The sequence below is a fragment of the Streptomyces sp. WMMC500 genome, from assembly GCF_027497195.1.
Taxonomy (GTDB): Bacteria; Actinomycetota; Actinomycetes; order Streptomycetales; family Streptomycetaceae; genus Streptomyces.
The window spans coordinates 5,074,246-5,087,058 of sequence record NZ_CP114905.1; the positions used below are offsets into that span (position 1 = coordinate 5,074,246).

Genomic DNA, 12,813 nt, shown 5'->3' on the forward strand with positions numbered 1-12,813 from the left:
GCTCCCGGCCGGCGGGGTGCGGTGTGAGCGGCGGGACCGCGGTCGGGAACGCTGCGGGGACTGTTACCGCTGTGACTGTCGTGGCAAATGGTGCATGACGCGGCGTGCGCGCCCGACCATTCGTCGTACCGGCGGGGCGCCGGTGTATGTTCCGGGTGTCTCAGTCTCGAAGGGATGACCCGGTGAACAAGAAGCATGCCGCCGCCCTGGCCGGCGCCGCCGTGACGCTGCTTGTGGCGACCGGCTGCGGCGAGGACAACGGCGCGGAGGTCCAGAAGTGGGCGGGCTCGCTCTGCGACCGGATCCAGCCGGAGTTGCAGAAGCGGGATCAGGCCAACCTCGCCATCAGCGAGGCGACGGCGGAGAAGGACCCGCGGAAGGTGCAGGAGGCGGACGCCCGGGCGTTCGGCGAGATCTCCGAGGCGTACACGGCCATGAGCAAGGCCGTGAACAAGGTGGGCGCGCCGCCGGTCGACGACGGCAAGAACACCCACGGCGGGGCCGTGACCGAGCTGCAGCAGGTGGCGGCCGCGTACGCGGACCTGCAGAAGCAGGTGCAGGACCTGGACGTCAAGGACCAGGCGGCGTTCGCGGAGGGCCTGCGGGAGCTGGCCGGCGAAGCGGACAAGATCAGCAAGAGTGGCGACGAGGCGCTGAACCAGTTGCAGGCGGGCGAGGTCGGCGAGGCGCTGGCCGAGCAGGAGGGCTGCCAGAAGTCGAAGGCCGAGCCGTCCCAGAAGGCGTAGCGGTCCGCGGCGGACCGGTCGGCGGGGCGGTGGCGGCGGCAGCACAATGGTGCCCGTGAGCGCGACCGACGACCTTCCCCGCCCGGACCTGACCCGACCGGATCCTCCCGGTCGGGACCTTCCCCGCCCCGACGGCGCCGCCGGACTGCGCGCGGCGCTGCTGGCGGCGGGCTTCACCGCCGACGGCCTGCTGGACCTCCTGGGCGCCCCCGCGTACGCGGCCCTGGCCCGCAGCGAGACCGTCCCCGCGGAGCGGGCGACCCGCTGGCCGCCCGGCGACACGCCGCCCGGACTCGCCACCCTGACCCGGCTCTTCCTCCTCCAGCACGCCGTCCCCCGCGCGCACGCCGCGGCGGTGCTGCCGCTGCCGGCGTGCCTCGCGGACGGCTGGGTGCGGGAGGACGGCGAGGCGGTACGGGCCGTGGTCGACGTCCGGCCGTACAGCGGCCCGGCGGGCCAGGACTGGTGGATCGTCTCCGACCTGGGCTGCGCGGTGGGCGGTGCTGCGGGGGCCCGCAGGACCGGCTCGTACGGTGCCGGGGGCGCCGGTTCGTACGACGCGGATCTCGTCCTCGGCGTCGGCGGCGCCTCGACCACGCTCGCCGGGCTCACCGTGCCCCTCGACGGCGGGCGCGTGCTCGACGTCGGCACCGGCTCCGGGATCCAGGCGCTGCACGCCGGTGCCCGCGCCGACGCCGTCACCGCCACCGACGTCAACCCCCGCGCCCTCGCCTGCGCCCGGCTCACGCTCGCCCTCTCCGGCGCGCCGGCCGCGGACCTGCGCGCCGGGTCCCTCTTCGAGCCGGTGGCCGGCGAGCGGTACGACCTGATCGTCTCCAACCCGCCGTTCGTCATCTCGCCCGCCGCCCGGCTGACGTACCGCGACGGCGGCATGGCCGGCGACGAGCTGTGCCGCACCCTCGTCCGCGAGGCGGCCGGCCACCTCGCCGAGGGCGGTTACTGCCAGCTCCTCGCCAACTGGCAGCACGTGGAGGGCGAGGACTGGCGCGAGCGGGTCGCGGACTGGGTGCCGCCCGGCTGCGACGCCTGGATCGTGCAGCGGGAGGTGCAGGACGTCACGCAGTACGCGGAGCTGTGGCTGCGCGACGCGGGCGACCACGCCGACCCCGCGGCCTACGCGGCCCGCTACGACGACTGGCTCGACGCCTTCGCCGCCGCCCGCACCCGGGCCGTCGGCTTCGGCTGGATCACCCTGCGCCGTACTGACGCGGCGGAGCCCGCGGTCACGGTCGAGGACTGGCCGCACGCCGTCGAGCAGCCCCTCGGCGAGGCCGTGGTGGAGCACTTCGCGCGGCAGGACTTCCTGCGCCGTACGGACGACGCGGCGCTGCTGGCGACGACGTTCCGGCTCGCGGAGGACGTGGTGCAGGAGCAGGTGGGCCGGCCGGGTGAGGAGGACCCGGAGCACGTGGTGCTGCGGCGGCAGCGGGGGATGCGGCGGGCGACGCGCGTGGACACGGTCGCGGCGGGGTTCGCCGGGGCGTGCGACGGCACGCTGCCGGCGGGGGTCATCCTGGACGCCATCGCGCAGGTGCTCCAGGAGGATCCGGCGATGCTGCGGGAGCGGACGCCGCGGGTGATCCGGCGGCTGGTGGAGGAGGGGTTCCTGGCACCGGCGGGCTGAGCGCGCGTGGGGGTCACGCAGCCGGCCCCGGCCGCCGCCGGGGCGGGGCTACGCCACGTTCCGTACGACGGCCCACACCAGGGCCACCCCCAGCACCGCCGCCGTGCCGAGCCGCCCGAAGGACGGCTGCCAGCGGCGCCCGCGCAGGCCCTCGTAGAGCCAGCGGCCGTAGAGCACCGTCGCGAGGGGCAGGCCGAGCAGCAGCAGCAGGGCGTTGCTGTGGAAGGCGGAGCCGAGGTCGCCGTGGAGGATGTCGTACGCCATACGGGTAGCGCCGCAGGCGGGACAGTCCAGGCCGGTGACCCAGTTGAACGGGCACCGGGGCAGCCAGTGCCCCGGCTCGTGGGGGTTCGTGCCGTAGAGGTACGCGGCGCCGGCCGCCCCCGCCACGGTGAGCGAGAGCGGCAGCGCGGCCGGATGGGCGCGCCCGAGGCGCCGCCGGGCCCACCGGCGGCTGCCGGCGGGCCCTTCGGCGGTCCTGCGGGCGGTCGGCCCGTCCTCAGTAGCGGAGAGGCCGGCCCTGCGCATCGGTCTTTTCCTTGCTCGTCAGCAGGATGATCCCGTCGATGAAGCTCCAGATGAACAGCCCGCCGCAGGTGAAGAGCTGGGCTATCGCCATGCCGGTGTGCCCGGTGTAGAAGCGCCCGGCCCCGATGTTGCCGAGGGTCATCTGGAGGACGCCGGCGACGATGGTCGACTTGTCGGAGAACGGACGGCCGTGGTGGTCGTAGCCGTACGGCGCGTTCGGGTCGGCCGTCGGCTGCCCCGTGTTCTGCGGCAGACCCGGGGCCTGCGGCAGGTTCGCCGGCGGCGCCGCGGGCTGGCCGTACGGGTTCTGCGAGGGGTCGACCTGCCCCTGCTGCGGATAGCCATAGCCCGGCGGCTGGCCGTAAGGATTCTGGTTCGGATCGGACACTGGTCGTCCCCCCGGTCGGATGTCTGAAGTGGTGGGCTCCGACCGGCCTCGCAGCGCGGTCGGAGGCCCATACTCCCACTTGTAGTACTGGCTGCTGTCAAGGGGCTGTGCGATAGAGACCGCCGCGACCGGAATGTGCCCTGTGCGGGAGCTAGGCGGCTTGTCGGGTTACCGTTCGAGTGGCGCCCCGGGTTTTGGCCGCTTGACACGGGGGCGGGTTGTACCGTCACACTCCGCAGCAACGCCCAGCACAGCGGCGTACCACCCGCACAGCCGTCCACAAGAGTGCCCACAAGGCCACCGATAACGACCACCGGCAAGATCGCCGCGAATCCCCCCACCAGATCGCTGCCAGCTTCCGACCGGAGAAGAGAGAGCCGAAGTTGTCCGCCACCAGCAAGACCCGCCGACTCGTCATCGTGGAGTCGCCTGCCAAGGCGAAGACGATCAAGGGCTATCTGGGCCCCGGCTACGAGGTCGAGTCGAGCGTCGGGCACATCCGCGATCTCCCGAACGGCGCCGCCGAGGTGCCGGCGAAATACAAGGGAGAGTCCTGGGCGCGGCTCGGGGTGAACGTCGATCATGACTTCGAGCCGCTCTATGTGGTGAACAGCGACAAAAAACAACAGGTCAGCAAGTTGAAGAAATTGCTGGCCGAGTCGGACGAGCTGTATCTCGCGACGGACGAGGACCGCGAGGGCGAGGCCATCGCCTGGCACCTGCTGGAGGTGCTGAAGCCCAAGGTGCCGGTGCACCGGATGGTCTTCCACGAGATCACCAAGGACGCGATCCGCCAGGCCGTCGCCAACCCGCGCCGGCTGAACCAGAAGCTGGTCGACGCCCAGGAGACCCGCCGCATCCTCGACCGGCTGTACGGGTACGAGGTCTCGCCGGTGCTGTGGAAGAAGGTCATGCCCCGGCTGTCCGCCGGCCGGGTGCAGTCCGTCGCCACCCGTCTGGTCGTCGAGCGGGAGCGCGAGCGCATCGCGTTCCGCTCCGCCGAGTACTGGGACCTGGCCGGCGTCTTCGCCACCGGCCGCGCGGGCGACGCCACCGACCCGCGCAGCTTCGGCGCCAAGCTCTCCGCGGTCGACGGCCGCCGGATCGCCCAGGGCCGCGACTTCGGTCAGGACGGGCAGCTCAAGAGCGGCTCCTCGGCCGACGTGCTGCACCTGAGCGAGGAGAGCGCCCGGGCGCTGGCCGCCGCGCTGCAGGACACGGCGTTCGCGGTACGCAGCGTCGAGGCGAAGCCGTACCGGCGCTCGCCCTCGGCCCCGTTCCGTACGACCACGCTGCAGCAGGAGGCGTCGCGCAAGCTGGGACTCGGCGCCAAGGCCACCATGCAGGTGGCCCAGCGGCTGTACGAGAACGGCTTCATCACCTACATGCGCACCGACTCCACGACGCTGTCGGAGACCGCGGTCGCCGCCGCGAGGGCGCAGGTCACCCAGTTGTACGGACGGGACTACCTGCCGGACCGGCCGCGGAACTACGCCGGCAAGGTGAAGAACGCCCAGGAGGCGCACGAGGCGATCCGGCCCTCCGGCGACCGCTTCCGCACGCCGGCGGACACGGGGCTGTCGGGCACGGAGTTCCGGCTGTACGAGCTGATCTGGATGCGTACGGTGGCGTCCCAGATGAAGGACGCCACCGGGCAGTCCGTGACGGTGAAGCTGGGCGGCACATCGGCCGCTGGAAGCGGGGAGTGGGCCGGCCGGGACGCCGAGTTCTCCGCGTCCGGCCGGGTCATCACGTTCCACGGCTTCATGAAGGCGTACGTCGAGGGTTCCGACGACCCCTCCGCCGACCTCGACAACCGTGACCGGCCGCTGCCGCAGCTCGCCGAGGGCGACCGGCTGAGCGCCGAGGAGATCACCGCGGACGGGCACGCCACCAAGCCGCCCGCCCGCTACACCGAGGCGACGCTGGTCAAGGAGCTGGAGGAGCGGGAGATCGGCCGCCCGTCCACGTACGCCTCGATCATCGGCACGATCCTGGACCGCGGGTACGTCTTCAAGAAGGGCACGGCCCTGGTGCCGTCCTTCCTCTCCTTCGCCGTCGTCGGCCTGATGGAGAAGCACTTCGGCCGTTACATCGACTACGACTTCACGGCCAAGATGGAGGACGACCTCGACCGCATCGCGCGCGGCGAGGCCGAGGCGGTGCCGTGGCTGCGGCGCTTCTACTTCGGTACGGACGACGTCGCCACGCCCGCCGAGGAGCGGGCCGGCGCCGCCGACCACCTCGCCGGGCTGAAGGAGCTGGTCACCGACCTGGGCGCGATCGACGCCCGGGAGGTCTCCACGTTCCCGGTGGGCGAGGGGATCGTGCTGCGCGTCGGGCGCTACGGGCCGTACGTGGAGCGCGGCGAGCGGGACACCGAGGAGCACCGGCGCGCGGACGTGCCGGACGAGCTGCCGCCGGACGAGCTGACCGTGGAACTGGCCGAGGAGCTGCTCGCCAAGCCCAGCGGGGCGTACGAGCTGGGCACCGACCCGGACAGCGGGCGCGAGATCGTCGCCAAGGACGGGCGCTACGGGCCGTACGTGACCGAGGTGCTGCCCGAGGGCACGCCGCAGTCCGGCAAGAACGCGGTGAAGCCGCGGACGGCGTCGCTGTTCAAGTCGATGTCGCTGGACACGGTGACGCTGGCGGACGCGCTGAAGCTGCTGTCGCTGCCGCGGGTCGTCGGCACCGACCCGGAGAGCGGCACGGAGATCACCGCGCAGAACGGGCGCTTCGGCCCGTATCTGAAGAAGGGCACCGACTCGCGCTCGCTGCAGAGCGAGGACCAGCTCTTCACGGTCACCCTGGAGGAGGCGCTCGCGCTCTACGCCCAGCCCAAGCAGCGCGGGCGGGCCGCGGCGAAGCCGCCGCTGAAGGAGCTGGGCGAGGACCCGGCGAGCGGGAAGCCGGTGGTGGTCAAGGACGGGCGCTTCGGGCCGTACGTGACGGACGGCGAGACGAACGCGACGCTGCGGCGCGGGGACGAGCCGGAGTCGATCACGCCGGAGCGCGGGTTCGAGCTGCTGGCGGAGAAGCGGGCGAAGGGGCCGGCGAAGAAGACCGCGAAGAAGGCGGCGAAGAAGGCTCCCGCGAAGAAGGCGCCGGCCAAGAAGGCGGCGGCGAAGAAGACCGCCGCGAAGAAGACGGCGACGAAGACCGCGGCGCAGAAGACGGCGGCGGCGAAGAAGGCGACGACGAAGAAGACGGTGTCGGCGAAGGCGGACGTGCCGGACGACGAGGCCTAGGGGGTACGGGGCGCGGTCGGGGGTCTGGGGGCAGAGCCCCCGGGCTCCTTCCCGCTCCCGGCCCGGCGGACCGGTCCGGGGGTGCACTCCCGTGGGTACGGCTTGTGGGCCCTGCCCGCCGCCCGGGCCCTGTGGCCGCCCACCGGCCCGGAGGGCGGTGCGCGGAGGCCGCGGACTGTCCACAACCGGCCGGTAATCCACAGAACCGGGCAAGTGTTCGTGCGGAGCTCGCCGGTCCGGTCCGTCCCGCTAGGCTGGCCGCATGCGAGCCGACCAGCCGACGACAGCGCCGGACCCCACCGAGAGCCTTGTCGCGGACTCGCGCGAGCGCGCCGTGCGGGCGCTGCTGCGCGTGCCGTCCCTGAGGCGGATGTGGGGCGCCCATCTCACGAGCGCCACAGCGGACGCGCTGGCGCTCCTCGTCCTCGTGCTGCTCGCGCTGCAGGCGGGGCTCGCGGCCGAGTCGTTCGGCGGCGGCTATCGCGGCGCGGCGGTCACGGTCAGCGTGGTCTTCGCGGTCCGGCTGCTGTCGACGGTCGTCTTCGGCGCCGTGCTGCTGGGCCCGGTCGGGTCGCTGCTTTCCGGCTCCGGGGCGCTGGACCGGCGCTGGACGATGGTCGGCGCGGACGTGGTGCGCGCGGGGCTGCTCATCGTCGCCCCGCTGTGGATCGACTGGACGCCGGACTCGGCGCTGACCTGGATCCTCGTCACCGTCTTCGTCGCCGGCGCGGCCGAGCGGGTGTGGATCGTCGCCAAGGACAGCGTCGCGCCCGCGCTGCTGCCCGGGCCGCCGCCCGAGGGCGCGGCGATCAGGCCGCTGCCCGACCACGGCGCCGCGCTGCGCCGGCTGTCGCTGCGCACGGGGTACGGGGCGCTGCCGCTCGGTGCCGCCGCGCTGCTGGTGACGGCGTGGATCGGCCGGCTGCTGGGCTCCGGGTTCGACTGGTTCGACGGGCACCCCGGCGCCGTGGGCTCGTATCTGGCCGCCGGGCTCTTCGCGGCGTCGGTCTCGGTGCTGCTCTTCATGGAGCTGCCCGACGGCGGGGCGCGGGCGCGCTCCCCGCTGGAGGGGCTGCGCCGGCCGCGGGGCGCGGACGGCGGCCCGGAGCGGGGGCGCACGGGCGCCGTGCCGCTGCTCGTCGGCGCCTGCGCGGCCGCGGCCGCGGCGCTCGCGGCCTCCGTGGCGCTCGCCGTCCTGCAGGCGCAGGAGGCGTACGACATCGACGGCACCATCGCGTACGCGCTGCTGGCGCTCGCCGCCACCGCCGGTCCTGTGCTCGGAGTGCGGACCGCGCCGCGGGTGCTGCCCGGGCTGTCGCGGCGCCGGCTGCTGGCGCTGGCCCTCGGCGTCGCCGGGATCGGGCTGCTGCTCGTCGGCCTGGTGGGCGACGCGGCGACCGGGGTGCTGTGCGTGCTGCTGGCCGGGACCGCCGCGGGCGTCGCCGCCGCCACCGGGCACGCGCTGCTGGAGCAGGAGACCGAGGACGCCCGCAGGCCCCGACTCGTCGACCATCTGCACGCCGTCTCCCGGGTCGCCGTCGCGCTCGCGCTGATCGGCGCGCCGCTGATGGCCGCGGCCATCGGCCGGCACCGCCTGGAGGCGGGCGACCTGGTCTTCGCGCACGGCGGCGCGGCGTTCACGTACATGCTGGCCGGTGCGCTGCTGCTGCCGGTGGCGGTGCTGGTGCTGGTGCGCACGGACGACCGGCAGGGCGTGCCGCTGCGCGTCGACCTGCGCGAGGCGCTGCGCGGCGGGGACCCGGACGAACGGCTGTCGGACAGCGGGTTCTTCATCGCCGTCGAGGGCGGCGACGGGGCCGGGAAGTCCACCCAGGTCGAAGCGCTCGCGCAGTGGATCAGGGACAAGGGGCACGAGGTCGTCGTCACCCGCGAGCCGGGTGCCACCTCCATCGGGCAGCGGCTGCGCTCCATCCTGCTCGACGTCTCCACCGCCGGGATCTCCCACCGCGCGGAGGCCCTGCTGTACGCGGCGGACCGCGCGGAGCACGTGGACGGCCTCGTCCGGCCCGCGCTGGAGCGCGGCGCGGTGGTCATCACCGACCGGTACATCGACTCCTCCGTCGCGTACCAGGGCGGTGGTCGTGAGCTGTCGCCGACCGAGGTGGCGCGCATCAACCGCTGGGCCACCGGCGGGCTCGTGCCGCATCTGACGGTGCTGCTGGACATCGCGCCGGAGACGGCGCGTGAGCGGTTCACCGAGGCGCCGGACCGGCTGGAGTCGGAGCCGCCGGAGTTCCACGAGCGGGTGCGCGCGGGGTTCCTGGCGCTGGCCGCCGCCGACCCGGGGCGCTACCTGGTGGTCGACGCCGGGCAGGACCCCGGGGTCGTCACCACCGCCGTGCGGCACCGCCTGGACCAGATCCTGCCGCTGTCGGAGCAGGAGGTGCGCGCCCAGGAGGAGGCCCGCCGCCAGGCGGAGGAGGAGCGCAAGCGCCGGGAGGCCGAGGAGGCCGCGCGCAGGGCCGAGGAAGAGCGGCTGGAGCGGGAGCGGCAGGAGCAGTTGGAGCGGCTGCGCCGCGAGGAGGAGGAGCGCAAGCGCCGCGAGATCGAGGAGGCCAAGCGGCTGGAGGCCGAGCGGGAGGCGGAGCTGGCCCGGCAGCGCGCCGAGGAGGCCCGCCGCCAGGCGGAGGAGGAGCGCAAGCGCCGCGAGGCCGAGGAGGCCGCCCGCCGCGCCGAGGAAGAGCGGATAAGGCGGCAGGCCGAGGAGGAGGCGCGGCTGCGCCGGGAGGCGGAGGAGCGCCGCAAGGAGAAGCAGCGCAAGGCGGAGGAGGCGCTGCTGCGCGCGGAGCAGGAGCGGCTGGCGGCGGAGGCCGCGGCAGCGGAGGCCGCCGCGGCGGGGTCCGCGGAGCAGGCGGGCGGCGCCGGGCCCGGCATGGGGAACGACACCACGCAGCAACTGCCGGTGGCCGGTGACCCGGATATACAGGACACGTCGCAACTGCCGCCGATCCGCCCGGACGACGGCCCGGACGCGTCGGAGACCCGCGTCATGCCGCAGGTGCCGGACCCGGACGTGGAGGAGACGCTCCAGGTGCCCCGGGTCCCGGCCCCGGAGGAAGGGGACCGCCGCCGTCCCCGCCCGGAGTGGGCGGAGGAAACCCCGATGGACGACCTCCCGACCCTGGCCGACGAACTCCTGGGCCCGCGCGGCGAAGACGACCGCGACGACCGCCGCTGACCCCCTGCGGAACGCCCTGCCGGGCAGGGCCCGCTGACGGCGAGCGCCGCGGAGCACCGGCGTACGCGGCGCTCCGCGCCGCGACGCCGCGGGCTGCGCCGCGGGCTGCGCCGCGGGCTGCGCCGCGGGCTGCGCCGCGGGCTGCGCCGCGGGCTGCGCCGCGGGCTGTCGGTGGCGCCGTACGCGCCCTTACGACGGTTCTCGCGTCCGCGGCGTAGGGCGCACTACGACGGGGTCGTGCCGACCGCTTACGCGCGTCGGCCTTACCGGCCCGGTTCCGGCGTAGACGCGTCGGCGGCGGACGCCCTGCTGCCCCGTGGCTCGCTCACCCCGTCCGCCGCCCTGCTTCACGAACCCGTCGTCACGGCCCGGCCGCCCGCCGGCCCGCGCAACCGACCCCCGCCTCAGCGGATGAACTGCTCCACGTAGTCCGCCCCCAGGCCGTTGCCGGCATAGTGCGCACGGGCCATGTCGATCTTGGTGAACACGTCCTCGTAGCCCGTGTTCCGGTTCTCCTCGTCCAGGTAGATCATCGCGCCGCTGATGTTGAAGAACGTGATCATCTCCGCGCAGTCCTCCGGCACCGCCAGCGTGTGGATCTCGCCCGGCGGCTCGTAGACGAAGTGGCCCTCCTCGGCCACCCACGGGTGCTCGTAGTAGTGCCACTTGCCCTTGATCACGTACCCGAAGACCGCGCCCGGGTGCCGGTGCCGGGAGACGATGCCGGCGGCGGTGACCTTCAACAGGTTGCACCACTGACCCGTGACCGTATTGAACAGCAGCGGCCGGAACCACACATCGGGCGCCTGCGGTACCCACACGCGATCGTCCTCCGGGACGGCGGCGACGGCGAGTTCGGGCGGCAGCGACGTGGTCGCGGCGATGACGGCGGGGGCTGCTTCATTGGCCATCCCCCCACGAAGCCACCTTGTCCGAATGCCGGTCAAGGGCCGTCTTTCGAATAGCGGCATTCGCCGGACGGATATCGCTGTCACGAGCATTACGCCGTGCACGACTGTTGCCCCCCGGTAGTCCGCAACTTAGCCTGAGGGCGGCTGTTGATCACTGGTGTCCTGGTGCTGATCGGGCTGGTCGGGCTGGTTTGGGCGGGAAAGACGCGCTCCTTGGGTGCGGGGTGAGGGCAGGATGTTGAACCCGGATGTCAGGCTGGAATGGTTCGTCTCGTTCCTTGCGGTCATCGAAACGGGGAGCTTCGTCGCCGCGGCCGAGTCCACCAAGCGCTCGCAGCCCCGCGTCAGCATGCATGTCGCCGCGCTGGAGCGCGAGATCGGCCTCCCCCTCTTCGACCGCCGCAAGCGCCCCGTGGAGCTGACCGAGGCCGGCGTCGTCCTCGCCGACCACGCCCACGAGATCCTGCGCGCGCTGGAGTCCGCCGAGGCCGCGATGGCCCCGTGGCGCAGCGGCGCCCGCGGCGTGGTGACGCTCGGGTCGTACCCGAGCGCGAGCGCCGCGTTCGTCCCGGCCCTGCTCCAGGGGCTGGCGCGGACGAGCCCCGAGGTGCGCGTGGTGCTGGTGGAGCGGTCGACGCTGGAGTTGGACGACGCCCTCACCTCCGGAGCCGTGGACGTCTATCTGCGCCCGATGTCGCCGCCGCCGTCCTCCGCGTCCGTGCGCAGCCGGCTGCTGTGGGGCGAGTCGCTGGTGGCGATCCACCCCAGCGAGCACCCGCTGTCCGACGTGCCCGACCCGCTGCCCGTCGACGCCGTCGCCGAGCACCCGATCGTCTCGATCGGCCGCCTCGACGCCCCGGAGACCCCCGACTTCGAGACGTACCGGACCTTCCGCGACTGCGGCCACGAGATCGAGCCCGTGCAGGCCACCAACCAGCCGCAGACGCTGGTGTCGATGGTCCGCCAGGGCCTCGGCATCGGCGTGACCAACTCGCTGGCCGCCCAGGTCGCCGACGTCGATGGCGTCCGCGTACGGCGACTGAAGGGGGCGCCCGAGCGGCGCGTGGCGGTCTGCTGGGACTCCTCGCGGCCGCTCACGCCCTCGGCCCGTACGCTGCTCCGCGCCATCGTCCGGGCCCGGATCCCGGCCGGCACCCACGCGGTGCCCGCCGCCGCGTGACCGGGCGTGCGTACGTGTCCGTCCGGTGCGCACCGGTATCCGTCCGGCCTGGCCCGGCACATCAGCTTTGCGAATACTGTCATTCGCAATTCAGTCTTAACGCCCTGGCAGTCCGCTTCTAATGTTTCCGTAGCCGGAACCATGCACGGCTGGGACCGAATGAAGGGAGAGGGGCGTTGACGGAGGAGTCCGATTCCCGGACCGGGGATCTGCGCGGCCGTCGTGCGCTCATTACGGGAGCGGGCAGCGGAATCGGGCGCGCAGTTGCGCTCGGACTCGCCGCCGTCGGCGCCGACTTGGTATTGCTGTCGGAGCGCGACAATCTCGACCCGGTGGCCAAAGAGGCCGCTGAATGGGGAGTTTCCGTCACTCGCGTGCACGTCGACCTGACCGATGCCGAGGCCCGCAGAGGTGAGATCAGACAACTGGTCGAGAGATTCGACCTGGACATTCTGGTCAACAATTCAGGACTCATTCGCAGAGCCCCGGCCGCGGAATTCCAGGACGCCGACTGGTATGACGTCGTGGAGTTGAACCTGCACGCCGCTTTCGAGCTGACCCGGGCCATCGGCGCGGGCATGCTGGAACGCGGTTACGGCAAGGTCATCAACATCGCGTCGGTGCTCAGCTTCCAGGGCGGGATGTACGTCCCGTCGTATACGTCGAGCAAGCACGCCCTCGTCGGGCTGACCCGCGCGCTGGCCAACGAATGGGCCGGCCGCGGCGTCAACGTCAACGCCGTGGCCCCCGGCTACATCGACACCGCCGTGACCTCGGAGCTGCGCGCCGACGGCGTCCGTAGCAGCGAGATCCTCGCCCGCATCCCCGCCGGCCGGTGGGGCCGCCCCGCCGACATCGCCGGACCCGTGGTGTTCCTCGCCTCGCCCGCCGCCGACTACGTCCACGGCCACGTCCTGGCCGTCGACGGCGGCTGGCTGTCGCGCTGAGCCCCCCGCCGCGGACAC

9 protein-coding genes are annotated in these 12,813 nt (G+C 73.4%); 6 read left to right on the forward strand and 3 right to left on the reverse strand.

The features are described from left to right. Nucleotides 1–182 precede the first annotated feature (182 nt). Nucleotides 183–746: a small secreted protein gene (locus O7599_RS21845; RefSeq protein ID WP_281617291.1), complete on the forward strand. Its 564-nt coding sequence runs from the start codon at nt 183–185 to the stop codon at nt 744–746. Nucleotides 747–792: 46 nt separating this feature from the next. Continuing rightward, on the forward strand, nt 793–2,391 hold the full coding sequence (locus O7599_RS21850) for a methyltransferase (RefSeq protein ID WP_281617292.1): 1,599 nt from the start codon (nt 793–795) through the stop codon (nt 2,389–2,391). Nucleotides 2,392–2,439: 48 nt separating this feature from the next. Here O7599_RS21850 and O7599_RS21855 read toward each other — a convergent pair whose 3' ends face one another. After that, nucleotides 2,440–2,919, reverse strand: coding sequence for a DUF2752 domain-containing protein (locus O7599_RS21855; protein WP_281617293.1), 480 nt, complete (start codon nt 2,917–2,919; stop codon nt 2,440–2,442). Continuing rightward, on the reverse strand, nt 2,891–3,307 hold the full coding sequence (locus O7599_RS21860; RefSeq protein WP_281617294.1) for an NINE protein: 417 nt from the start codon (nt 3,305–3,307) through the stop codon (nt 2,891–2,893). The genes O7599_RS21855 and O7599_RS21860 overlap by 29 nt, the downstream gene beginning before the upstream one ends. A 383-nt stretch (nt 3,308–3,690) precedes the next feature. Between O7599_RS21860 and topA the strand changes: the two genes are divergently transcribed. Together topA and tmk are read left to right on the forward strand one after the other, a co-directional pair. Continuing rightward, on the forward strand, nt 3,691–6,558 hold the full coding sequence (gene topA, locus O7599_RS21865) for a type I DNA topoisomerase (protein WP_281617295.1): 2,868 nt from the start codon (nt 3,691–3,693) through the stop codon (nt 6,556–6,558). Between the two features lie 262 nt (nt 6,559–6,820). Beyond that, nucleotides 6,821–9,757, forward strand: coding sequence for a dTMP kinase (tmk, locus tag O7599_RS21870; protein WP_281617296.1), 2,937 nt, complete (start codon nt 6,821–6,823; stop codon nt 9,755–9,757). Nucleotides 9,758–10,161: 404 nt separating this feature from the next. Here tmk and O7599_RS21875 read toward each other — a convergent pair whose 3' ends face one another. Continuing rightward, on the reverse strand, nt 10,162–10,668 hold the full coding sequence (locus O7599_RS21875; protein ID WP_281617297.1) for a 2,4'-dihydroxyacetophenone dioxygenase family protein: 507 nt from the start codon (nt 10,666–10,668) through the stop codon (nt 10,162–10,164). Nucleotides 10,669–10,903: 235 nt separating this feature from the next. Between O7599_RS21875 and O7599_RS21880 the strand changes: the two genes are divergently transcribed. Both O7599_RS21880 and O7599_RS21885 read left to right on the forward strand, forming a co-directional pair. After that, a complete protein-coding gene (locus O7599_RS21880; RefSeq protein WP_281617298.1) occupies nt 10,904–11,848 on the forward strand; it encodes a LysR family transcriptional regulator in 945 nt (314 codons plus the stop codon). Between the two features lie 176 nt (nt 11,849–12,024). After that, entirely contained in the window at nt 12,025–12,795 is a 771-nt protein-coding gene (locus tag O7599_RS21885) for an SDR family oxidoreductase (RefSeq protein ID WP_281617299.1), read from the forward strand. The last annotated feature ends 18 nt before the right edge of the window (nt 12,796–12,813 follow it).